Origin of the sequence: Shinella sp. NM-101, from assembly GCF_021401195.1 — a bacterium.
Lineage (GTDB): Bacteria > Pseudomonadota > Alphaproteobacteria > Rhizobiales > Rhizobiaceae > Shinella.
The window spans coordinates 22,391-43,875 of the sequence record NZ_JACBFT010000008.1 but is presented as its reverse complement, the minus strand read 5'-3'; the positions used below and the strand labels follow the sequence as shown (position 1 = coordinate 43,875).

21 protein-coding genes and 1 pseudogene are annotated in these 21,485 nt (G+C 62.9%); 15 read left to right on the top strand and 7 right to left on the bottom strand.

What is annotated here, in order from left to right; translation table 11 throughout:
- Nucleotides 1-2: 2 nt before the first annotated feature.
- The 8 genes and pseudogenes from L0976_RS16095 to gcvA all read left to right on the top strand — a co-directional run bounded on the left by L0976_RS16095 (nt 3) and on the right by gcvA (nt 7,836).
- On the top strand, nt 3-872 hold the full coding sequence (locus L0976_RS16095) for a branched-chain amino acid ABC transporter permease (RefSeq protein ID WP_203316344.1): 870 nt from the start codon (nt 3-5) through the stop codon (nt 870-872).
- Nucleotides 865-1,866, top strand: coding sequence for a branched-chain amino acid ABC transporter permease (locus L0976_RS16090; RefSeq protein WP_234188290.1), 1,002 nt, complete (start codon nt 865-867; stop codon nt 1,864-1,866). Before L0976_RS16095 ends, L0976_RS16090 begins: the two co-directional genes overlap by 8 nt.
- Nucleotides 1,863-2,639 (top strand): ABC transporter ATP-binding protein, encoded by a 777-nt coding sequence (locus L0976_RS16085; protein WP_234188289.1) that lies wholly within the window; start codon nt 1,863-1,865, stop codon nt 2,637-2,639. Before L0976_RS16090 ends, L0976_RS16085 begins: the two co-directional genes overlap by 4 nt.
- The gene (locus tag L0976_RS16080; protein WP_203316341.1) at nt 2,626-3,342 is read left to right on the top strand and encodes an ABC transporter ATP-binding protein; all 717 of its coding nucleotides are present in this window, start codon (nt 2,626-2,628) and stop codon (nt 3,340-3,342) included. The genes L0976_RS16085 and L0976_RS16080 overlap by 14 nt, the downstream gene beginning before the upstream one ends.
- Nucleotides 3,343-3,351: 9 nt before the next feature.
- On the top strand, nt 3,352-4,797 hold the full coding sequence (locus L0976_RS16075) for an NAD-dependent succinate-semialdehyde dehydrogenase (protein ID WP_370643699.1): 1,446 nt from the start codon (nt 3,352-3,354) through the stop codon (nt 4,795-4,797).
- Nucleotides 4,794-5,705, top strand: a complete 912-nt coding sequence (locus tag L0976_RS16070) for a citryl-CoA lyase (protein WP_234188287.1) — start codon at nt 4,794-4,796, stop codon at nt 5,703-5,705. The genes L0976_RS16075 and L0976_RS16070 overlap by 4 nt, the downstream gene beginning before the upstream one ends.
- Nucleotides 5,692-6,822: pseudogene (locus L0976_RS16065) on the top strand (iron-containing alcohol dehydrogenase). Before L0976_RS16070 ends, L0976_RS16065 begins: the two are co-directional and overlap by 14 nt.
- 15 nt (nt 6,823-6,837) lie before the next feature.
- Nucleotides 6,838-7,836, top strand: coding sequence for a transcriptional regulator GcvA (gene gcvA, locus L0976_RS16060; protein WP_234188286.1), 999 nt, complete (start codon nt 6,838-6,840; stop codon nt 7,834-7,836).
- Between the two features lie 201 nt (nt 7,837-8,037).
- On the opposite strand, the gene L0976_RS16055 is transcribed toward gcvA, so the two are convergent.
- The 6 genes from L0976_RS16055 to L0976_RS16030 are packed head-to-tail and all read right to left on the bottom strand — an operon-like array spanning nt 8,038 to nt 14,420.
- Nucleotides 8,038-8,799 (bottom strand): SDR family NAD(P)-dependent oxidoreductase, encoded by a 762-nt coding sequence (locus tag L0976_RS16055; protein WP_234188285.1) that lies wholly within the window; start codon nt 8,797-8,799, stop codon nt 8,038-8,040.
- 18 nt (nt 8,800-8,817) lie between these two features.
- A complete protein-coding gene (locus tag L0976_RS16050; RefSeq protein WP_234188284.1) occupies nt 8,818-9,621 on the bottom strand; it encodes an ABC transporter permease in 804 nt (267 codons plus the stop codon).
- A gap of 4 nt (nt 9,622-9,625) precedes the next feature.
- The gene (locus tag L0976_RS16045) at nt 9,626-10,804 is read right to left on the bottom strand and encodes an ABC transporter permease (RefSeq protein WP_234188283.1); all 1,179 of its coding nucleotides are present in this window, start codon (nt 10,802-10,804) and stop codon (nt 9,626-9,628) included.
- Nucleotides 10,805-10,819: 15 nt separating this feature from the next.
- The gene (locus L0976_RS16040; RefSeq protein ID WP_234188282.1) at nt 10,820-11,875 is read right to left on the bottom strand and encodes an ABC transporter substrate-binding protein; all 1,056 of its coding nucleotides are present in this window, start codon (nt 11,873-11,875) and stop codon (nt 10,820-10,822) included.
- Between the two features lie 22 nt (nt 11,876-11,897).
- Nucleotides 11,898-13,010 (bottom strand): ABC transporter ATP-binding protein, encoded by a 1,113-nt coding sequence (locus L0976_RS16035; protein ID WP_255696008.1) that lies wholly within the window; start codon nt 13,008-13,010, stop codon nt 11,898-11,900.
- Nucleotides 13,011-13,043: 33 nt separating this feature from the next.
- A complete protein-coding gene (locus L0976_RS16030; RefSeq protein WP_234188280.1) occupies nt 13,044-14,420 on the bottom strand; it encodes an aminotransferase in 1,377 nt (458 codons plus the stop codon).
- Between the two features lie 443 nt (nt 14,421-14,863).
- Between L0976_RS16030 and L0976_RS16025 the strand changes: the two genes are divergently transcribed.
- The 5 genes from L0976_RS16025 (at nt 14,864) to L0976_RS16005 (ending at nt 19,330) form a co-directional block, all read left to right on the top strand.
- Nucleotides 14,864-16,354, top strand: coding sequence for an aldehyde dehydrogenase (locus L0976_RS16025; protein WP_234188279.1), 1,491 nt, complete (start codon nt 14,864-14,866; stop codon nt 16,352-16,354).
- A 51-nt stretch (nt 16,355-16,405) separates the two neighbouring features.
- Entirely contained in the window at nt 16,406-17,296 is an 891-nt protein-coding gene (locus L0976_RS16020) for a LysR family transcriptional regulator (protein ID WP_234188278.1), read from the top strand.
- A gap of 376 nt (nt 17,297-17,672) precedes the next feature.
- Nucleotides 17,673-18,194, top strand: a complete 522-nt coding sequence (locus L0976_RS16015) for a MarR family winged helix-turn-helix transcriptional regulator (protein ID WP_234188277.1) — start codon at nt 17,673-17,675, stop codon at nt 18,192-18,194.
- Entirely contained in the window at nt 18,191-18,967 is a 777-nt protein-coding gene (locus L0976_RS16010) for a DNA alkylation repair protein (RefSeq protein ID WP_234188276.1), read from the top strand. The genes L0976_RS16015 and L0976_RS16010 overlap by 4 nt, the downstream gene beginning before the upstream one ends.
- Before the next feature lie 21 nt (nt 18,968-18,988).
- The gene (locus L0976_RS16005) at nt 18,989-19,330 is read left to right on the top strand and encodes a DUF6616 family protein (protein ID WP_203316326.1); all 342 of its coding nucleotides are present in this window, start codon (nt 18,989-18,991) and stop codon (nt 19,328-19,330) included.
- A 160-nt stretch (nt 19,331-19,490) separates the two neighbouring features.
- Here L0976_RS16005 and L0976_RS16000 read toward each other — a convergent pair whose 3' ends face one another.
- Nucleotides 19,491-19,826, bottom strand: coding sequence for a helix-turn-helix transcriptional regulator (locus tag L0976_RS16000; protein ID WP_203316325.1), 336 nt, complete (start codon nt 19,824-19,826; stop codon nt 19,491-19,493).
- Between the two features lie 124 nt (nt 19,827-19,950).
- Here L0976_RS16000 and L0976_RS15995 point away from each other — a divergent pair, with 124 nt between their 5' ends.
- Both L0976_RS15995 and L0976_RS15990 read left to right on the top strand, forming a co-directional pair.
- Nucleotides 19,951-21,243, top strand: a complete 1,293-nt coding sequence (locus L0976_RS15995) for an NAD(P)/FAD-dependent oxidoreductase (RefSeq protein WP_234188275.1) — start codon at nt 19,951-19,953, stop codon at nt 21,241-21,243.
- A gap of 30 nt (nt 21,244-21,273) precedes the next feature.
- Nucleotides 21,274-21,477, top strand: coding sequence for a DUF2892 domain-containing protein (locus tag L0976_RS15990; RefSeq protein ID WP_203316323.1), 204 nt, complete (start codon nt 21,274-21,276; stop codon nt 21,475-21,477).
- Nucleotides 21,478-21,485: the final 8 nt, after the last annotated feature.

The following is a 21,485-nucleotide window of genomic DNA, read 5'->3' as shown; positions in this document are numbered from 1 at the left end:
CCATGTTTGCACAGCTTGTGGCAAGTGGCCTGGTTCAGGGCTCCATCTACGCCGTCATTGCACTTGGAATGACGGTCCTGTTTCGATCAACCGGAGTTGTTCATTTCGGATACGGCGCGTTCTTCATGGCAGGCGCGTTCGCGGTCTATGTGTTCTCGCAGGTTATCGGCCTTGCTTTCGTGCTCGCTTTCCTAGCCGCAGTCGCGGTTCTGGTTCTGCTGGGCATGGCTTGCGAACGCATGTTGGTGCGGCCCATTGCTCATGGGCCGCACGTCGCGGTCGCCATGATGACCGTCGCGATGTCTTACCTCCTGACCGGTGTGGCGCGTTTCTTCTGGGGGCAGGAGGTCCTCAGGATGCCGCCCATCATCGATGTGCCGCCGATCTTCATCGGCAGCATCGTCCTGACGGCTCAGGACCTGCTCATCATCGGTGGTTGCATGGCACTCGTGGTCGCATTCTTTCTCTTCTTCGCCAGAACGAAGCTCGGCAAGTTGATGCAGGCCGCGTCGCAGGTGCCTCGCGGCGCAGCCCTTGTGGGGATCAACGTTCCCGGCTTTCATATGGCCATGTGGGGCGTGGTCGCCGGCATTGCCGCCGTGGCCGGAACGCTTGTCGCCCCCGTGACGATGCTCTACCCCGACATGGGTGCGCATCTGCTCATCAAGGCCTTCGCGGCCATGACATTCGGCGGATTCGGCAATCTCGGCGGCGCCGTCCTTGGCGGGCTGATCATTGGCCTCGCCGAGCAGCTGGCCGGTTTCTACATCTCGACCGCCCTGATCGATATCTTCGCCTATCTGGTCATCATCGTCGTGCTGATCGTGCTGCCCAACGGCATTCTCGGAAAGAAGGAGGCGACACGTGTCTGATATTTCCAGCCCATCACGGCGCGCCGGGATGTGGGCCCACGCATCAAACGACATACCGCGCGTCGTCCTGGTCCTCACCATTGTGGGCGTGGCCCTGGTGCCGCTCGGCCTCAACGAATATTGGCGTTTCGTTGCCAGCATGATGCTGATCTACACGCTGGTCACCCTCGGCTTCAACATACTCCTGGGTTATCTCGGTCAACTTGCCTTCGCGAACGTCGCTTTCTTCGGCGTCGGAGCCTATGCGGCGACGATTGCGATGAACGGCGGGCTGAACTTCATTCCGGGTATTCTCGTCGGGGGGATCGGTGGCGGCATTGCCGGCTTTCTCGTCGGCATTCCGGCCTTGCGCATCCGCAACTATCAGCTCGCGATCGTCACGCTCGCGACGGGAGAACTGCTGCGTTGGCTCTACATCCATGGCGGCAGCATCACGCAGGGTTCGAGCGGCCTTGAAGTGCCTGCCATGAAGCTCGCCGGCTATCAGATCACGACGGAAATCGGCAAATACTGGGTGTTCCTGGTCTTTACCGTCCTTTGCCTCACCGTCACGCGCAATCTGCTGCGCTCCAGCGTCGGCCGCGCGATCGTCGCCGTCCGGGAAAGCGAGTCGGTTTCGCTCGGCCTTGGAATGCACACCGCCGGTTTCCGGATCCTGGCATTCGTCTGGAGCGGTGCGCTTGTTGGCGTGGCAGGCGGAATGTATGCCTGCCTTCTTGGGCGGATCACGCCGGAGAGCTTCGGGCTTACCCAATTGCTGGTCCATTTCTCCATGGTCATGGTCGGTGGCCTCGGCAGTTTTGTCGGATCGATTTTCGGGGCGCTCCTGCTGACCGCCATTCCGGAAACGCTGCGTAATTTCCCGGGCCTGGAAGAGATCGTCTTCAGTCTGCTCCTCATCATCGTCCTGCGCTTTTTCCCCGAAGGCATCGGCGGGTTTCTGGGTGGGCGGGTCTCCGGCCTGCGCGACCGGTTCTTCGGAGGCAAGTCATGACGGCGCCGCCAAAACAATCCGTGCTTTCCGTCGCGGATGTCTCCGTTCGCTTCGGTGGACTGACGGCCGTATCCGGTGCATCCTTCGACCTGAACGCGGGCGAGATCTGCGCGCTCATCGGGCCGAACGGGGCCGGCAAGTCGACCCTGTTCAACGCGATCACCGGCTTCGCCCGAACGGCATCCGGGCGGGTTTTCTTCGGCGCGAGCGACATCACCGGCAAGCGGCCCGACGCGATTGCCCGCCTTGGCGTGCGGCGCACGTTCCAGAATGGCGGCGTGCTCAAGAAGCTTTCGGCTCTCGAAAACATCCTGACCGGCCTGCACTGCGAAACGGAGCGGCGCATCATAGGCAACATCCTGCGGCTTCCGTCCGCTGTCGCCGAAGAGAGATCGTCGATCGCACGAGCCGAAGAGGTGCTTCATGATCTCGGCATCGCCCATCTCAGGAATGTAAAAGCCGAAGACCTGTCATCCGGCCAGCAGCGCCTGGTGGAGATCGGGCGCACGCTTGCCCAACATTCGCGGCTGATCCTGCTGGACGAGCCTGCTGTGGGGTTGTCGGCGACGGATCGCGCCAATCTCGGTGCTCTCCTGAAACGCCTGGCCGCCGGTGGTGTCGCAATCCTTCTGGTGGAGCATGTTCTCGAACTGGTCATGGCGGTATCGGACCGCATCGTCGTTCTTAATCACGGGCAGATGATCGCGAGCGGCACGCCCGAGGCGGTCCGAAACGACCCGGTGGTGCTGGAGGCGTATCTTGGAAACAAATGATTTCTTCTTCCGCGTCGAGGACGTCCACGTCCACTATGGCAAGGCAGCCGCGTTGCGCGGGGTGTCCCTTGGCGTCCGGCGCAGCGAAGTCGTGACCCTTCTGGGCGCGAACGGAAGCGGCAAGACGACCCTCCTGAACATGGTCAGCGGCTTCCTGCCCCTGACCGCGGGGGATGTGCAGATTGGCGGCCGAAGCATAAAGGGCCGGCCCCCGCATGCGGTGGTGCGAACGGGCGTCGTCCAGGTTTCGCAATACAGGGATCTCTTCCCGCAGCTTTCGGTGCGCGACAATCTCGTGCTCGGCGCGGCGGTGCGCGGGGACGATTCCGATGAAGCGCTCGAAAGCGTCTATGCCAAATTCCCGCGCCTGAAGGAGCGGCATGCGCAGAAGGCGATAACGCTTTCGGGGGGCGAGCAGCAGATGCTGGCGATCGGGCGTGCCCTGATGACAAGGCCGGAGATCATCCTGTTCGATGAGCCATCCGCGGGGCTTGCGCCGATGTTCGTCGACGAAATCGCGCGGATCATGCGCGAACTGAAGGATGAAGGTCGGACCATGCTGCTGGTCGAGCAGAACATGCGCCTGGCGATGAACATCGCGGACCGCTTCTACATCCTTCGTGACGGCGAGGTGCGCGAAGAGGGGGATTGCGACCACCTCCGCGCCAATTTCGATGCACTCGCGCGCACACACTACCTCTGACGTAAAGGAATTCCAATGCGAGAGAGCCTTCTCTATATCGACGGTGAGTGGCGCCACGCGGCAGGTGGCCGCAGCTATCCCATCCACAATCCGGCCACCGGCGAGGTGGTCGCCAGGGCCGCTCATGCCGCCATCGAAGATCTCGATCTTGCTCTTGGCGCGGCCGCGCGCGGTTTTGAGATATGGCGAAAGGTTTCGCCCTATGACCGCGCTGCGGTCATTCGCAGAGCCGTCGATGTGATCCGGGAAAGACGGGACGACATCAGCGCTCTCTTGACGATGGAACAGGGCAAGACGCTTTCGGAGGCAAGCGGCGAACTGGGCGTCTGCCTCGCCAATCTCGAATGGATGGCGGAAGAGGCGACACGGGGTTATGGCCGCGTGCTTGCAAGCCGGGCACCCGATGTGCGCCAGCATCTCATCAAGCAGCCGATCGGGCCCGTCGCAGCCTTTTCTCCCTGGAATTTCCCGGCCCAGACGCCGGGTCGGAAAATTGGCGGGGCCCTGGCGGCCGGTTGCTCCATCATCCTGAAGCCGGCGGAGGAAACACCGCTCACCGCAGCCGAACTCGTCCGGGCGTTTCACGATGCCGGGTTGCCAAAGGGCGTGCTGAACCTCGTCCATGGCGTTCCCAGCGAAATCTCGACGCATCTCATCCGCTCGCCGGTCATTCGCAAGATTTCGTTCACCGGGTCGACCGCCGTCGGCAAGCAGCTTCTGGCGCTGGCGGCCGAGGGTGTCAAACGTGCAACGATGGAGCTCGGCGGCCACTCCCCGGTAGTCGTCTTTGACGACGCCGATCCTGTCGGTGCCGCGCACATGGCGGTGGCCGCCAAGAGCCGCAACGCCGGTCAGGTCTGTACAAGTCCGACGCGCTTTTACGTCCAGCGCGGCATCTTCGAGGCCTTCCGCGACGCGTTCGTCGCCAAGGCGAGGGATCTGCGCGTCGGTCCGGGCGATGACCCGGCAAGCCAGATGGGCCCGCTGGCGAATGCCCGGCGCATAACGACGATGGAAGGTATGATCGCCGATGCCGTCAAGCGCGGTGCGCGCCTGCTGACCGGGGGTAGTCGCATCGATCGGCCCGGCTATTTCTTCGAAATGACCGTCTTGGAAAATGTGCCGGCGGATGCGCTGGCCAAGGTGGAGGAGCCGTTCGGCCCTCTCAGCCTGATCGAGCCGTTCGACAGTTTCGAGGAGGTCGTAAAGGCGGTCAACGATACGCCTTACGGGCTCGCAGCTTACGCCATTACCAACCTTTCCTCCCGCGCCACGGCGATGGCCGAAGCCTTCGATGCGGGCGTGATCGCGATCAACAACTATTCGGTTTCGACCCCGGCGTCGCCGCTGGGCGGCGTGAAGGAGAGCGGCTACGGCTTCGAGGGCGGTGCCGAAGGCCTCGATGCCTATCTGATCACAAAATCGATCATGCACAGGATGGAGGGTTTGCAATGACCGCCGACTTTCCCGCCGGGCCGTCGGAAAAGCGGCGCGATGACCCGGGAGCCAGTGCCATTGCCGACTGGTGGCGCTCCTCCATCACGGATATCGCCCCCAACCAGATTCGCGTTCGCGGCTATCCTATTCAGGATCTTATCGGCACCATCACCTTCCCGGCCATGGTCTGGCTGATGACGCGTGGCGAACTGCCTTCGCCGCAGCAAGCAAGGCTGCTGGAGACGGTGCTGGTCGCGGGTGTCGACCATGGACCGCTGGCGCCCTCGCTCTCGATTGCGCGCATGGCCGCGACGTGCGGCGTCGGCCTCAACAACGCGATGGCGTCGGGCGTGAACGTACTCGGCGATGTCCATGGCGGGGCAGGCGAGCAGTGCATGGAACTACTGGGCGGCATCGTCCGCGATCCGGCGTTTGCGGGGGACCCGGTTCAGGTTGCCAGGGCCCATGTCGAGGCATTTCAAGCGGCCAATGGGCGCTATCTGCCGGGCTTCGGTCATCGCTACCACAAGATCGACCCGCGTTCGGTGAGGATCAGCGCATTGCTGGAGGAGGCGGTCGCCCAGCGGATCGTTGAGGGCGGTGCGCTCGAAGCCGCCCGGAAGGTCGAGGCGGTGCTCGCCACGAGCGGACGTGTCGTTCCACTCAACATCGACGGGATCACCGCTGTCGTTCTTCTTGAGCTCGGCTTTCCCGCGGCGCTCGGCCGCGGGCTGTTCATCCTGTCAAGAAGCGTCGGCATCTGTGCCCACGCCTGGGAGCAGATGCAGGAAGGCGGCCGGATAAAGGGGCCGGTGCCCAAGGAATTCACCTATTCCTATCAGGGACCGGCGCTTCGGTCCGTACCGCAGGGGTGGACGGCTAGGACCCGAAGGCTGACTGCAGGGGAATCGAATGGCGCAGATTAACTACCTGACCAGAATTGAGTTCGGGGAAGGCGCGCTTTCACGCCTCCCCGAGTTCCTTGCCGAACTCGGCATCCGCCGCCCTCTGGTCGCGACGGATGCGGGGTTGGTGGCATCGGGCGTCGTTGGACGCGTGATGGCGCTGGCGGGCGAGGGGGCGACCGTCTACGACGGAACACCCCCCAATCCGACCGAGCATGCTGTGATCGCGGCCTTCGACATCTAGAGATCCTGCGGTTGTGACGGTGTCATCGGTGTCGGGGGCGGTTCGTCACTGGACCTCGCCAAGGCGGTCCGCCTTATGACCGAACACGAAGGACCCCTGGAAAAGTATGCCGCCGTGAATGGCGGGGTTTCCCGCATCCGGAAGCAGACGTGCCCGATGATAGCCGTTCCGACGACAGCAGGCACCGGCTCCGAGGTCGGGCGTGCCGCAGTCATCGTCACGGCCGATGGCCGTAAACTCGGGATCCTTTCACCCCATCTATTGCCGGACATCGCGCTCTGCGATCCCGAACTGACATACGGTCTCCCGCCGCTGCTGACGGCTGCCACGGGGATGGATGCGATCTCGCATTGCCTGGAAACCTACATGGCACCATCTTTCAATCCTCCGGCCGATGCAATCGCGCTGGCCGGGCTGGATTACGGGCTGAAGGCCATCCTGCGCGCCGTCGACGACGGGCGCGACCTGCAGGCGCGGCGGGACATGATGGTCTGCGCGCTTCATGGTGCGCTCGCCTTTCAAAAGGGGCTGGGTGCGGTCCACGCGCTCAGTCATCCGCTTGGTGCGATCCGTGGGCTCGCATTGCATCACGGCACCCTGAATGCTGTTCTGATGCCGGCTGTCCTGCGGTTCAACCGGGACGCGATCGGCGAAAAATGGGATACGCTCGCACAGCGGATGGGAGGGCCGCCGGACACCGTTATCGAAGGGCTCAGCCGGCGTCTCGGATTACCGGGCGGGCTTGCCGCGATGGGTGTCACCGAAGCCCTGGTCGAACAGGTCGCGCCCGCGGCCTTGAAGGATCATTGCCACGCAACGAACCCGCGCAGCGCAAAGGTCGAGGACTATCTGGCCATGGGGCGCGAGGCTTTGTGGCAACCCGTCCCGACTTGACAGCCGATTTGCAAAATGGATGATTTCGTTATTGGCCAGGAGGGGCCGGGGCATGTCGAAACGATTAGGCCCTGGCAGCAAGGAGACGGTGCGATCACCAGGCAACTGACGCCCCTCAACCCGATCCGTGTCTTCGAGGCGGCGGGTCGGCATCTCAGCCTGTCGAAGGCGGCTCAGGAACTGAATGTCACCCAGTCCGCAGTCAGTCGCCAGGTCAAGCTGTTGGAAAATATCCTTGGCATCGCGCTGTTCGAAAGAACCCCGCGCTCCGTCAAGCTGACGACAAAGGGTAAGCAGTATCTTGAGGACATCGGCGACGCGTTCGCGATCCTGGAGGATGCGACCAACCGCGTGCGGGAGCGCAACACACCCGATATCATAAAGCTGCGGGTCTACTCGACGTTTGCACTCAGATGGCTCATCCCGCGGCTTCCGCGTTTCGCACAATGCCACCCAAAGATCGAGGTCCAGCTCATGACCTTGTCGCCGGCGAGCAAAATGGATTTCGAGCATGAACTGATCGATGCCTATATCCGAACGGGCTTTGGGGACTGGCCCGGCGTCCGCTCGGACCGGCTGATCCAGAACCATCTCGTCGCGGTCTGCCACCCGGAGATTGCCGCGAGACTGCAAACACCGTCGGACCTGAAGCATGTTACCCTGCTTCACTCCTATGCTCGGCAGGACGACTGGAGAAAATGGATCAATGCCCTGAAGGTCGAGGGCGTCGATCCGGTCAAGGGTATGAAGTTCGAGAATTCCGGGCTCGCCTACCAGGCTGCGGCCTCGGGATTGGGGGTTGCCATATCGCAAGTCGCACTCGTTCAGGCCGAGTTGCGACAGGGAACCCTCGTCATCCCGTTTCCCTATTCGCTGCCGGCGGAACGGACATATTATTTCGTCTCGCCGCTCGGGCATAACAGTCGACGTGTCCAGGTTTTCCGGGACTGGCTGATTTCGGAGTGCGACCAGGATGAGAATTTCTTGGAAAGCCTTAGGTTGAAGGCGTTTTAGAGCCCGTTTTATGCGACGTGCGTTTTATCCGTTGAACAACGCACCGTCATCGTCGCCTTTACGCGCCACACCTTGTTACCTCTCGACGAATATCTTCCTGCGTTGCGGCCGGCACATGCCATAGCCCCCACCCGGTCCGAGGTTCCTCCGTCGCCGCGCCGTATGCGCGCTTCGGTGAGGATCAGTTCGGGATGCCTGCTGTCAGTTCGCCAGATAGCCGCCGTCGACGGCGATGGTGCATCCCGTTACGTAGTTCGAAAGATCCGAAGCCAGGAAGACCGCCGCGCCTATCAGGTCCTCGGGGCGGCCGAAACGTGCCAACGGGATCCGGGACAGCAATTTTTCGCGGCGCCGAGGCTCCGTCCGCGAGGGGATGGTCATGTCGGTCTCGATTACGCCGGGCGCGATCGCATTGACACGAATGCCATCTGCGGCCAGTTCGCATGCGAGGGCCTTGCTCAGCATCTGCGCCCCCGCCTTCGACGTGGAATAACCGATCGATCCGGGCGATGCATTGAAGGCGGCGATCGAGGTGATGTTGATGACGGATCCCTTGCGCCGCTTCAGCCCGTCCAGCCAGGCGAGGGTGGTATTGCGTATCCCTTCGAGGTTCACCTTTATCGCGCGGTCCCAATGGATGTCGCGATCGGTGCTGTCGAAGGCATGGCGCGGGCGTATCCCGGCATTGTTCACCAGGATGTCCAGGTCGCCATGCTCGTCGGCCACATGCCGGGCGGCCTGACGGCAGGCTTCCGGATCGGCAACATCCAGCGTGAGCGAGAAGCAGTCACGCCCCTCGGCGCGCATGATGTCCAGTTGCGCTGCCAGCGCGCCTGCATCCAGGTCCGCAAGAATGACCTTGGCGCCATGGTCGGACAAGCCGCGTGCGATGGCCGCGCCATTTCCGCGCGCCGCGCCCGTCACCAATGCACATTTTCGTATGAGAAGGTCGGTTCTGCTCATGGCACGTTCTTTCGGAATTCAGCTGCGGGCGGCCGATTGCAGCATTCGCCGCCGCCGGCGCTGCAGGTTCTGCATCAGCAGAAAAAGCGCGGTTGAGAAAATCATCATTATCGTCGCGACAGCGATCAGTTCCGGCGAGATCGTTTCACGCAGGCTGGAGTACATCTCACGCGGGAGCGTGCGCTGGTTTGGGCCTGCAACAAAAAGCGCGATGACCACATCATCGAAGGAGGCGGCAAAGGCGAAGAGCGCGCCCGATGCCAAGGACGGCGCAATCGAAGGCACTGTCACACGCCGGAATGCAGTCCACGGGCGCGCGCCGCACGATGCGGCCGCCCGGATCATGTTTCCGTCCAGTTGCTCGATCGCGGTCAAAACCGGAATGACGACAAAGGGCACGGCTATGACCGTATGGGCCAGGATCATCCCGGTCATGGTGTTGGTAAGCTGCAACGGCGCCAGAAACAGGTAGAGCGCGACGGCTACCAGGACGATCGGCACGATCATGGGCGACAGGATGAGCACGCGCATTGCCGCTGCCACCGGGCCGGATCGCCGCGCAAGCCCGAAAGATGCCATTGTGCCCAAGACGACCGAAATGGCCGTGGCGCTGATCCCGATGATCATCGAGTTCGCGAGTGCAACATACCATCTGGATGAGGAGGCAATGCTCTCATACCAGCGCAGTGACAGTCCCGGCATCGGATAGCTGAGAATGCTGTTCGACGAGAAGGAAAGCGGGATCACGGCGAGGATCGGCGCTATCGGGAAAAGCAGCGCAGCCGCGGAAAGCAAATGGAAGACGATACGCCACGGATTCATAGCTCTATCCCAGCGAGATGGCCCGCCCGCCGGAAAGTCTCTGGGCAAGCAGGTAAAGGATGATCGTTACGATTAGAAGGATCAGGCCGAGCGCGGAGGCGAGGCCCCAGTTGCCGGTTCCCGTCGTGTAGTTCGCGACGAAGGCAGACAACATCTGGTCCGAAGGTCCGCCGACCAGAGCGGGGGTCACGTAGTATCCGACCGACAGGATAAACACCATGATGCAGCCTGCCGCGATCCCCGGTGCGGCCAGCGGCAGATAGACTCGGTGAAACGCGGTGAACGGGCGGGCCCCAAGGCTCGCGGCGGCGCGCATGTATCCACGCGGAATGGCCTTCAGAGTGCCGTAGAGCGGCAGGATCATGAACGGCAGCAGCACATGGGTCATCGCGATGACCACACCGGTCCTGTTGAAGATCATCGTCAAGGGCTCTGCGATCAAGCCGAGCGACAACAGGACCCCGTTGATGATCCCTTCCTTCTGCAGGAGCACGATCCAGGCGGTCGTTCGCACCAGCAACGAGGTCCAGAACGGCAACATCACCAGGACCAGGATGGTATCGGCCACCTTCTCGCTGCTCGTGGTCAGAAGGACAGCGACGGGAAAGCCGAGGAACAGGCAGGCCAATGTGACCATGCATGCGATTTCCAGGGTGCGCCAAAGGACGGTCAAATAGAGGCGGTTCTCCTGCGGTGCCCGAACGACGGCGCCGGCCGGTGTGCGCTGCAAATCGACTGCGGCCAGCAAGTAGTGGTCCGACATCGCGTTTCCGGCGCGCTTGACCACCGCGAAGAATGCGGGCGAGGTCAGAACCGGATCGATCGTGTTGAAGAAGTCAATATCGAAGTCCGTGCCCGCGCCGGCGCGTCGCACCACGCGAGAGGCTTTCGAGAGCGCCGACCGTACGCCCGTCAGCTCGTAATTCAGCCGCCGGGCCGCATCGGCCATGCTCCCGGAATTCGCGGCTTCAATCATGTCCCCTGCAAGCGCGGCAAAGGCGGTCTCGGGCACCGGCTGGTCCTGCTGCCAGTGGGAGAGCGCCTCCAGCGTCCGGGGCAGCGCGCGAGGCACCTCGGTCTCGCGCACCGCATAAGAAAGAAACCAGACCATGGGCACCACGAAGAATATCAGCAAAAAGCCGATCAGCGGCATCAGGAAGAATGTCTTGCGATAGCGCGCCATGGTCCAGCTCCGGGATCAGTTGTTTCCGGCCCAGGCGGACCAGCGTTCGTTGAGGTCGTCGAAATTGTCGATCCAGAACTCGGGGTCGTCCGGCACCGACACCTCCAGGTTGGCCGGATTGGATGGCAGGTCCGCCAGGTATCGCGACGGGATTTCCGCGATCGCGCTCTTGTTGGTTGGGCCGGAGCGATTCAACGGAACAATCGCCGCCTGCTCCTTGGCGCGCGTCATGAACTCGATCAGCTTCAGGCTTTCCGCCAGCATGGGGGTGCCTTTCATGACGACCCAACTGTCCATCGTGAAGATCGAGCCATTCCAGACGATGCCGAAATTGGTCCCGTCATTCTCGTTCGAAGCCGTAATGCGAGAGTTGAAGGTGGTGCTCATAACCACGTCGCCGGCAGCCAGCATCTGCTTCGGTTGCGCACCCGACTTCCAGAAAAGCAGGTCCGACTTGATGGGATCGAACTTTGCAAAGGCGCGGTCGACACCTTCGGGCGTGGAAAGCACCTTGTATAGCTGGTCGGGCGGAACGCCGTCGGCAAGAAGCGCTATTTCCAGATTCCATTTGGGACCGTTGCGTACCGCGCGCTTGCCGGGAAACGTCTTGACATCGAAGAAGTCGGCCCAGCTTTCGGGCTTTTTGCCTTCCTTGGATGCGTCATATGCGAGAACGACGTTGTAGATGACCGCTCCGACGCTGCATTCACGGGTGGTGCCCGGCAGGAAACGGTCAGCGCCGCCGACCATGCTCAGGTCGATCCGCTCGAAGAGGCCTTCCTCGCATCCGATAGCGGCTTCTTCAGCCTCGACCTGCACGACATCCCAAGTGTTGTTGCCGCTGCGGATGCGGGTGCGCAAGTTGCCGATGCCGCCTTCCCAGTACTCGTCGACGAGCGGAATGTGGGTCTCGGCGGTGAACGGGCCGAACATGTACTTGCGTTGCGCGTCCTGGTATTCCCCTCCCCAGGAGACGACGGTCAGATCGCGGGCCTGCACGATGGCCGGTCCAAACGCGGATGCCATAACCAGCGAAATGAAGCCGGCAGTTTTCCATTTATGTCTGCTCATGTTCCTTACTCCCCTTTTGTGGTCATTCACCCAGATCGAGAACCCAAGCATCCCTCGAGTTAAATCCGATCGTTACGGGGCCGCCGATTTGCAGCCCGTCGGGAATTTGCTCGGGCCGGCACTTCGCCGTCCAACCTCCGTCTGCGGCCACCGCCGTGGCTTGGAGTTGGATGCGCCAATGGTCGCCCTGATGAATCATGTCCGTGACCGTCGCCGGCACGTTATTGTCACACCCGGTCGCCGCATTCCGCACGAGCAGCACCAGAGCTTCCGGCCGCACGCAGAGGATTCCCGCGCCGCCCGCCGTCAATTTTCCGGGATGCGCCTTGCCCCGCAGCACTGCGCTGCCTGAACGCAGGCTCGCCGAATGCCCATCGGCAGCGATCTCCGCAACGAGCCCTCCGGCGCGATTGTTGTCGCCGATGAAGCCCGCGACGAAGACATTCTCGGGGGCATCGTAAAGCGCCGCGGGCTTGCCGAGCTGCGCGATCCGGCCGCGGTTGAAAACGGTTACGCGATCCGACAGGGTCATCGCCTCGGACTGGTCGTGCGTCACGAACACCATGGTCACGCCGAGCTCCCGGTGCAGCCGTCGAATCTCCAGCTGCAGTTCCTCGCGCAGGTTCTTGTCCAGCGCCGAAAGCGGCTCGTCCATGAGCACAAGGCGCGGCTCGAAAACAAGGGCCCTTGCGAGAGCGACACGCTGCTGTTCGCCGCCGGAAAGCTGCGCGGGCCGACGGTCGGCATGTCCGGCGAGCTTCACCTTTGCCAGGGCCGCCGAAACCCGCTCCCTGATCTGCGTGCCCGGAACCTTGCGCATTTCCAGCGGAAAGGCGACGTTCTGCGCCACCGTCATATGGGGAAAGAGGGAATAGCTCTGGAACACCACGCCCATGTTGCGGGCATAGGCCGGCAGTTTCTCGATATGGGTTTTCTCGAGCAGGATCGCCCCGGAAGTCGGCTGCTCGAACCCTGCCAGCATCATCAGCGTCGTCGTCTTGCCCGAGCCGGAGGGGCCGAGAAACGTCATGAACTCGCCCTGTTCGATGGTCAGGTCGAGCTTCTCCACGGCGACAATCGGATTGGCTCCGCTTCCATAGGCCTTTCGAATGGACTGGAATGTTATGAAACTCATCGCGCGCCTGTTCCCCGTCGGCCTCTTGCCGCTTCACCGTTGGCCTTGAAGCCAGTTGATCGTGTCGTCGAGCGACGCTTCGGTCGCCGCCAGAATCTCGTCGATTTCCGCTTCGGTTGTGATGAGGGGTGGGGAAAAGGCGATGATATCGCCGGGGATATTGCGCAGGATCACTCCCCGCTCCATGACCCGGCGCAGGAAATATGCACCGACGCCGCGCCCGGGTTCGAAAGGTCTGCGGGCCGCTTTGTCATCGGCCAGTTCCAGTGCACCGACCAGTCCGATGCCCCTTGCCTCGCCTACAAGCGGATGCGCGCCCAGCCGGCGCAGCCCGGCCTGAAAATGCGCGCCGACGCGGCGCACATGATCCATGATCGCGTCCTCTTTGTAGATGCGCAACACTTCGAGCGCCACTGCCGCCGAGACGGGATGGCCGGAATAGGTATAGCCATGACCGAAGTAGCCCATCCTGTCGCTACCTTCCGCCAGCGACGCGCAAATCTCCTCGGAAAGGTACAATGCCGAGATCGGCGCGTAGGCAGAGGAGAGCATCTTGGCAACGGTTATGATGTCCGGGGTCAGCCCGAATACCTGGGTGCCAAACGGCTCGCCCAGACGACCGAAGCCCGAGATAACCTCGTCGGCGATGAAAAGGATGTCGTTTGCCTTCAGCAATTCCTGTATGCGGGGATAATATCCCTCGGGCGGTATGATGACGCCGCCGCCGCCCGTTACCGGCTCGGCAATGAACGCGGCAATGGTGTCGGCTCCTTCCTGCCGGATCAGCTCGTCGAGCTCGTTCACCAGCCGGTCGGTGAACTCGCCTTCACTTTCACCCGGACGGGCACCGCCATAGTAATGCGGCGCCGAGACACGCAGGACGCCTCCGATCGGCAGGTCAAAAATCGCCTTGCCGCCTTCGAGGCCGGACAGGGCCGAAGCCACCGCGGTGGTGCCGTGATAGCTGCGCTTGCGGGCGATGAACTTCTTCTTGCGCGGCTTTCCGCGCACGTTGTTGATGTAATGCACGATCTTCCAGGCTGCATCATTGGATTCCGAGCCCGAATTCGCAAACAGAACCCGCCCCATCGGTACCGGGGCCCAAGCGATCAGCTCGGCCGCCAACTCCGCCACAACGGAAGGAACGCGGTTGTTGAAGGAATGGTAATACGGAAGTTCCAGCATCTGGCGGTAGGCGGCATCGGCCAGCCGCCGTTCAGAAAATCCAAGGCCGGCACACCATAGCCCGGACATGGCCTCGATATATGCCTTGCCGTTTTCGTCGAAGACCCGGATTCCATCGCCCCGGGTCATTACCAGCGGGCCTTCCGTCTCGATCTGCCGCAAGTTCGAATAGGGATGCAGATGATATGCAGCATCCCTCTCGCTCACATCGCTGCGGTTTTTCATGTATTGCCCCCTGTCGATGACGGTCCTCAACGCCCCATATTGTCCGGGCCGCATTGCAGTTAGACGGTAAAGGCCGCGTCTGGATGGGCTTCGTCCTCCCAATCGGCCTCGCCATGACCATTATCGATGGGGGCAGATTTCAAAAGCGAAAAAAAGTGAAGGTGCGTCTTTCGGATTTTTCGCGGCGGCAGCAGTCGCGCCTGTCGCAATCCGACAGATGGCGCTGGAAAAAAATTCGCTACACGGAGCGCTTCGCAAACGCCTATCGTCCGACTCCAGCCACAGACTTGCTCTGCGGCTTGACGGTCAGGCAGTCGTGGAGGGCCGCGCCATGCCGCGCACGGGTTTGCCGTTCGCTGGCCCTTCGATCGTACGGGTTGCCCTCGTTTTCGGTTTCATGGCGGGGCGGGACGCCGCAACCCGCACCAGGATTGGAGTTGCAGATGCCTGATTTCCCCCGTTTCGGTATGTTCATCGACAACAAGTTCACGGACGCCATTTCGGGTCGCTGGTTCACCTCGGACGATCCGTCGCGCGGCGTGCCCTGGGCTGAAGTGGCCGCCGGGAGCGCGGACGATGTGGACCGTGCGGTTCAATCGGCGCATCGCGCTTTTTGCGACCCCGAATGGCGGGGCATGAGTGCATCCGACCGCGGGCTGCTGCTGAACCGGCTGGCCGACCTGATAGCCGCCCGGACGGAAGATCTGGCTGTTGCCGAGACTCGCGACAACGGCAAGCTGCTGGCCGAGATGAGGGGCCAGATGGCCTATATGCCGCGCTGGTATCGCTATTATGCCGGGCTGGCGGACAAGGTGGAGGGCGCAGTCCTGCCGGCGGACAAGAAAGACATGATGGCATTCACCCGGCTGGAACCGCTCGGCGTGGTGGCGGCGATCGTGCCGTGGAATTCACCGCTTCTGTTGACGGCATGGAAGCTGGCGCCGGCGCTGGCGGCCGGCAACACCGTGGTGATCAAGCCGTCAGAATTCACGTCGACCTCAATCGCACCGTTTCTGGAACTGGTGCGTGAGGCGGGCTTTCCTCCCGGTGTCGTGAACGCCGTCACCGGCAACGGGCCGGATGTCGGCGCGGCCCTGGTGGAGCATCCGCTGGTGCGGGCGGTCGCTTTCACCGGTGGAGAAGTTGCCGGGATGGCGATCGCGGAAACCGCAGGCCGGCGCCTGATCCCGCTGACGCTGGAACTCGGCGGGAAGAGCGCCAATATCGTCTTCGAAGACGCCGATATTGCGCGCGCGGTCAACGGCATCGTCGGCGGAATTTTCGCGGCTACCGGACAGACCTGCGTGGCGGGGTCGCGCCTGCTTGTACACCGTTCGATCGCGCAGGAAGTGATCGAAAAAGTGGTCGCATTGGCGCGCAGCGCGCGCATCGGCGATCCGATGGAGGCGACGACCCAGGTGGGGCCGGTCACCACCGAGGCGCAGATGGGCAAGATCCTGCGGCATATAGAAGACGCCAAGGCCGCCGGGGCCAGCGTTCTGCTCGGTGGGGGACGCGCTGTCGGCGGGATTTGCGACCAGGGCTGGTTCGTGCAGCCCACCATATTCGGCGATGTGCGGCCGGACATGAGGCTCGCGCAGCAGGAGGTATTCGGCCCCGTGCTTGCCGTGCTCCCCTTCGACACCGAGGAGGAGGCGCTGGCGCTCGCCAATGCCACCGACTATGGGCTGGCTGCCGGGGTGTGGACCCGCGATCTCAACCGTGCCCATCGCATGGCTGCCGAGCTGGAGGCGGGCACGGTATGGATCAACACATACCGTACCTCGGGTCCGATGGCGCCCTTCGGCGGCTTCAAGAAATCCGGCCTGGGACGGGAGGGCGGCCGGGCCGCGATCCTGCAATTCCTGCAAATGAAATCCGTATGGATTGACATGGGCGCCGACGGTCCCCCGCCATTCGTGATGAAGCTGTGATGCTTGGCCCCGAGCGGAGGACGCTATAGCTTGTCGCGGAGGAGAGACGCCGTGACCCTGAAGCAGCTCGAAGCATTTTACTGGTCCGCGATTCTGGGCAGTTTCGCATTGGCGGCCGAGCGATTGTTTATGACGCAATCGGCGCTGTCCAAGCGCATTCAGGATTTGGAAATCGAGATCGGCATTCCGCTTTTCGACCGCAGCGGCCCGCGTGCCAGGATCACGGAGGCGGGCGAGAACATCCTGTCGAAAGCGGAGCAGCTTCTTTCGCTGCGCGACGAAATCATCATGGCCGCCCGCGGACCGGCCGCCCTTCACGGCGTCTGCCGGTTCGGTGTCAGCGAACTGATGGCGATGCGCTATCTGCCGGCCATCGTCGCCACGATCCGCAGCGCGTTCCCGGAGGTCGTTCTGGAGCCTCGGGTGGCGGTCACCAAGGAACTCCTGGAAGATGTCGAGAAGGGCGAGACAGAGTTCGCGCTGGCCCCGGGCTTCTCCGTCGATCCCGGCATAATGAGCGAGACGTTCTGCCATGTTCCGCTGTTCTGGGTTGCGGCGCCGGGGCTGATTGCGTCAGACGGGCCGATCCTGGCCGAGGAGTTGCAGGCCCACCCGGTCATTTCGATGTCGTCCAAGGCGGGCAGCACTCTCCAACTGCAGAACCTGAGCGCCCGTCATGGCCTGCGTTTTCGGCGCGTCCTGGCATCGAACAGTCCGGAGGCGGTTGCGGCAGCGACGATTGCCGGGCTCGGCGTGGCGCTTCTGGCCGGACCATTTGTGGAACGCTACATCAGGGAGGGGCAGTTGGTCCGGCTTGCGGTCGAAAGCCTGCTGGACGTTCCCGATTTGCCCTACTCGATTCATTGGCGCGCCGACAATGGCCGTCTCCTCGCCAAAAAGCTGCGTGAGATCACATTGGACATCTGTCGGGAACGGCGGTGACCCGAGGATCGCTCAGCGTCATCGGGACGGCGCATCGATTGCCATCGTCACCGAGCGACGCGCGTGTCGGCCATGCGACGATCCAGCTATGACGTATGGCAGAACCGGTGCCGGGGCGCTTTCCAGGCGATCGTAGTTGCTCCGGTCCCTCGGTGAACAGGCGGTTGAGCGAAGGTGTGGCCGGACGAGGGCCGGCGTGCCGGACATGCATCCCGACATCGCCAGCATCTGCCGCAAGTTGCTGTTACAGTTCACGAGCGCTCCGAGCCAAGGACGGCGTTGACCGCATCCCTTTCGTGCAGTCGAGCGGTAGGGGGGACGTTATCATGAGCGTGCCCAATTGACTCTGATTAGGCACCTTACTATACGTCGCCATATGAGAATGCTGGAACAAAAACATCTGGCCTTGCTGGAGGAAGCCGAGCGGCGTGGCGTCGTGTCGGTCGACAACCTGCGTGCCTGCTTCGAGCTGCTCGCGTTGGCCGGCGCCATCGACAGGGACTGCGCCGCACGGCTTGCCCCCCATCGCCTGTCCGAAGGAAAATTCGTCCTCCTGTTTCTGCTCCATGGCCAGGCGGACGGCCTTTCCCCACATGAACTGGCCGAGCGTGCCGGCGTGACGCGGGCGACGATTACCGGCCTTCTCGACGGCCTCGAGCGCGATGGCTTCATCGCCCGCCGCTCCGGCCTTGAAGACCGGCGCAAGATTGCTGTCGTGCTGACCGACCTCGGACAGAAGACCGCCCGTGCATTGTTCGACGAACATGCCGCCTGGGTCGCGACCCTCTTCGCCGGCTTCACGTCCGGGGAGCGCGACATGCTCAGCGGCTTCCTGCAACGTATCTGGAGCAACCTCGGTGCCGGCAGGGAGCCTGATGTGTCGGATGTGCATCCATGAGCGGCGACAAGTCCAAAGGACGCCGCGTCAGGGACATTCCCCCGCAGCGCATTGCACAGCTCAATGCCGGTGCGGAGGCCGCGACGCTTGCGGAATGCCTGGCGGTAGATTTCGCCGTGCTTATGGGAACCGTCCTGCCGGAGATCGGCGACGACGCCCTCGCCGAGATCAGGAGCAGCGCATCGACCGGCATCCTGAAGCGCATGTCGATTGCAGCACGCGTGATCGGCAATCGGCTCGGACCTTCGGCTCTTGGGCGGCTTGCACAGCACCCGTCCGATACGGCACGGGGCTGGGCCTGCTTCATGATCGGCCTTGCCGAGGACATGGACCTGCCTGCGCGCCTCGACGCGATCCGGCCCAATGCCTACGATCCTCATTTCGGGGTGCGCGAATGGTCGTGGATGGCGGTTCGCCCGCATCTTTCCGCAGAGCTGGACGCAGCCGTTGCCTTGCTATCGGAATGGACGGCCGACCCGTCCGAGCGCCTTCGCCGCTTCGCTTCGGAGGCGATCCGTCCGCGCGGCGTCTGGTGCGCCCATATCGGCGTTTTGAAGAAACATCCCGAAACCGCGCTTCCCGTCCTTGAGCCGCTGCGTGCCGATCCGGCCGTCTATGTGCAGGATTCCATCGCCAACTGGCTGAATGACGCCGGCAAGGACAATCCCGATTGGGTTGAGGCCCTGTGCGCGCGCTGGATAGCCGAAAGCGGCACGCCTGAAACCGCACGCATCTGCAAGCGTGCGCTGAGGTCGATCCATCCCGAGACCTGACAGCGATAGGAAAGCAAAGACATGGCTCATTACCTTGCCGAACTCTATACTCCGAAACAGGCCTGGCTCGATCTTCCGGAAGAGCGGCGCCAGCGTTTCTTTGCCGGCGTGGGGTCGTCGATGCCGGCCCTTGCGGCGCTCGGCGTCGAAGCACTCGCGCTCGGCAAGGTCGATCGATCGAGGCTGCATTCGTCGGAACATGCTTTCTTCGCCATATGGCGCTGCCTTGACGATGCGGGGCTGGAAGCCCTGATCTCTGGGATCGCCCAATCGGGCTGGCATGATTATTTCGACACGGTCAACGCCGGCGGCGAAGGCGTCGATTTCATGGGACACCTCGCGCAGCTCTCCGAGGCCGCATAAGGTTTCTCCCAATGCGGCACTGCTTTCCGGCGGCAGGCGGGACGGCCGCATTGTCTATCGGCGCAACCTGGTCGCCGCGCCGCGCGGGTGCACTGAGGCCGGTGCCAGCAAATCCGCCCGTTCCACATCGTGGCCGATGATGACATCGTCGTCGGCGTCTTCACCCGGCCGACATCTCACCTTGCTGCGGTCTGTCGCGGACCGGTGGGCAGAATGCGTCGTGGAGCGTCTGGACGACGGCGCGGATCTCCGGCCGGACGATCGAGTAGTAGACGGTCGTGCCCTCGCGGCGGGCCTCGACCAGCCCGTCCGCTCGTAACCGCATGAGCTGCTGCGACATCGGCACCTGCTCGATGGCAAGCGCCTGCCTCAGGTCGGCGACCGACCGCTCGCCATCGACAAGGGCGCACAGGACGAGCAGCCGCTGCGGGTGCGAGAGGCTGCGCATCAGGTCTGCAGCCTTTTCGGCTGCCGGGATCATTTCTTCTACATTCATGTTCTTGAATTTATAATCTTTGAATGTTACATGCAAGTGACGGGGCCGCAAAACCACCGAACGGGGTGGCCTCCGGTCTCCCGCAATCGGGCGGACAGGCTACAATCACAACGGAGTGAAAGCCATGACCCATATCGTCGTACTCGGTGCAGGCCTCGGCGGAATCATCATGGCCTACGAGATGAAACGCAAGCTCCAGCGTGACGATCGTCTCACCGTCGTCAATCTCGGCTCGAGCTATTCCTTCGTTCCCTCCAATCCCTGGGTGGCGGTCGGCTGGCGCCAGCCGGAAGACATCACCGTCGACCTCGTCCCGATCCTCAAGCAGCACGGCATTGCGCTGAGGCCCGAAGGCGCGCGCCGCGTGCATCCCGGCGAGAACCGCGTCGAACTCAACGACGGCTCCACCCTCGACTACGATTACCTCATCATCGCCACCGGTCCCGACCTCGCCTTCGACGAGGTGCCGGGCCTCGGTCCCGACGGCCACACGCAATCCATCTGTCATGTCGACCATGCCGTCCGGGCGAAGGCCGCGTTCGACGCGCTCGTCAAGGCGCCGGGGCCGGTCGTCGTCGGCGCGGTGCAGGGCGCTTCCTGCTACGGCCCCGCCTATGAGTTCGCCTTCATTCTCGATACGGCCCTTCGCAACGCGCGGATAAGGGATCGCGTGCCGATGACCTTCGTCACGCCCGAACCCTATATCGGGCATCTCGGGCTCGACGGCGTCGGCGACACCAAGGGGCTGCTGGAAAGCGCGCTGCGCGAGCGTCACATCAAGTGGATCACCAATGCCCGCACGACAAAGGTCGAGGCAGGCACGCTGACCGCCGAGGAGGTGGATGACGCCGGCGCGCTCAAGGCGACGCACGAGCTGCCCTTCGCCTTCTCCATGATGCTGCCGGCCTTCCGCGGCGTGCCGGCCGTTGCCGGCATCGAGGGGCTTGCCAATCCGCGCGGCTTCATCGTCATCGACAGGCACCAGCGCAATCCCGCCTTCCCCAATGTCTTCGGCGTCGGCGTCGGTGTCGCCATCGCGCCCGTCGGCAAGACGCCGCTGGCCGTCGGCGTGCCGAAGACCGGCTTCATGATCGAATCCATGGTGACGGCGACGGCGGAGAACATCGCCGCGCTGCTGAAGGGCGAAGAGCCGCGGGCGGTCGCGAGCTGGAACGCGGTCTGCCTTGCCGATTTCGGCGACGGCGGCATCGCCTTCGTCGCCCAGCCGCAGATCCCGCCGCGCAACGTCAACTGGTCCGCACAGGGCAAATGGGTCCACGCCGCAAAGGTGGGTTTCGAGAAGTACTTCCTGCGCAAGGTGCGCCAGGGCAAGGCCGAGACCTTCTACGAGAACCTCGTGCTCGACATGCTCGGCATCAGGAAGCTCAAGGACATCCACATCGAGACCACGGGATAGTCCGGGTCCTCAACGCAAGGAGTATTCAAGATGACGATCGATCGCGCCGTGCTGCTGTTTGCCGGCTTCATGGTTCTGCTCTCCCTGGCGCTCGGCTTCTACGTCTCGCCCTGGTGGTATCTGCTGAACGTCTTCGTCGGCTTCAACCTGATCCAGGCCTCGTTCACCGGGTTCTGCCCCGCCGCGATCTTCTTCCGCAAGCTCGGCTGCCCGGCGGGCGTCGCGTTCAAGTAGCAAGAAAG

Coding starts and splice junctions, on each gene's coding strand:
- L0976_RS16095 (WP_203316344.1), top strand. CDS start 3: ATGTTTGCACAGCTTGTGGCAAGTGGCCTGGTTCAGGGCTCCATCTAC.
- L0976_RS16085 (WP_234188289.1), top strand. CDS start 1,863: ATGACGGCGCCGCCAAAACAATCCGTGCTTTCCGTCGCGGATGTCTCC.
- L0976_RS16070 (WP_234188287.1), top strand. CDS start 4,794: ATGACCGCCGACTTTCCCGCCGGGCCGTCGGAAAAGCGGCGCGATGAC.
- gcvA (WP_234188286.1), top strand. CDS start 6,838: ATGGATGATTTCGTTATTGGCCAGGAGGGGCCGGGGCATGTCGAAACG.
- L0976_RS16055 (WP_234188285.1), bottom strand. CDS start 8,799: ATGAGCAGAACCGACCTTCTCATACGAAAATGTGCATTGGTGACGGGC.
- L0976_RS16050 (WP_234188284.1), bottom strand. CDS start 9,621: ATGAATCCGTGGCGTATCGTCTTCCATTTGCTTTCCGCGGCTGCGCTG.
- L0976_RS16045 (WP_234188283.1), bottom strand. CDS start 10,804: ATGGCGCGCTATCGCAAGACATTCTTCCTGATGCCGCTGATCGGCTTT.
- L0976_RS16040 (WP_234188282.1), bottom strand. CDS start 11,875: ATGAGCAGACATAAATGGAAAACTGCCGGCTTCATTTCGCTGGTTATG.
- L0976_RS16035 (WP_255696008.1), bottom strand. CDS start 13,010: ATGAGTTTCATAACATTCCAGTCCATTCGAAAGGCCTATGGAAGCGGA.
- L0976_RS16030 (WP_234188280.1), bottom strand. CDS start 14,420: ATGAAAAACCGCAGCGATGTGAGCGAGAGGGATGCTGCATATCATCTG.
- L0976_RS16025 (WP_234188279.1), top strand. CDS start 14,864: ATGCCTGATTTCCCCCGTTTCGGTATGTTCATCGACAACAAGTTCACG.
- L0976_RS16015 (WP_234188277.1), top strand. CDS start 17,673: ATGAGAATGCTGGAACAAAAACATCTGGCCTTGCTGGAGGAAGCCGAG.
- L0976_RS16010 (WP_234188276.1), top strand. CDS start 18,191: ATGAGCGGCGACAAGTCCAAAGGACGCCGCGTCAGGGACATTCCCCCG.
- L0976_RS16005 (WP_203316326.1), top strand. CDS start 18,989: ATGGCTCATTACCTTGCCGAACTCTATACTCCGAAACAGGCCTGGCTC.
- L0976_RS16000 (WP_203316325.1), bottom strand. CDS start 19,826: ATGAATGTAGAAGAAATGATCCCGGCAGCCGAAAAGGCTGCAGACCTG.
- L0976_RS15995 (WP_234188275.1), top strand. CDS start 19,951: ATGACCCATATCGTCGTACTCGGTGCAGGCCTCGGCGGAATCATCATG.
- L0976_RS15990 (WP_203316323.1), top strand. CDS start 21,274: ATGACGATCGATCGCGCCGTGCTGCTGTTTGCCGGCTTCATGGTTCTG.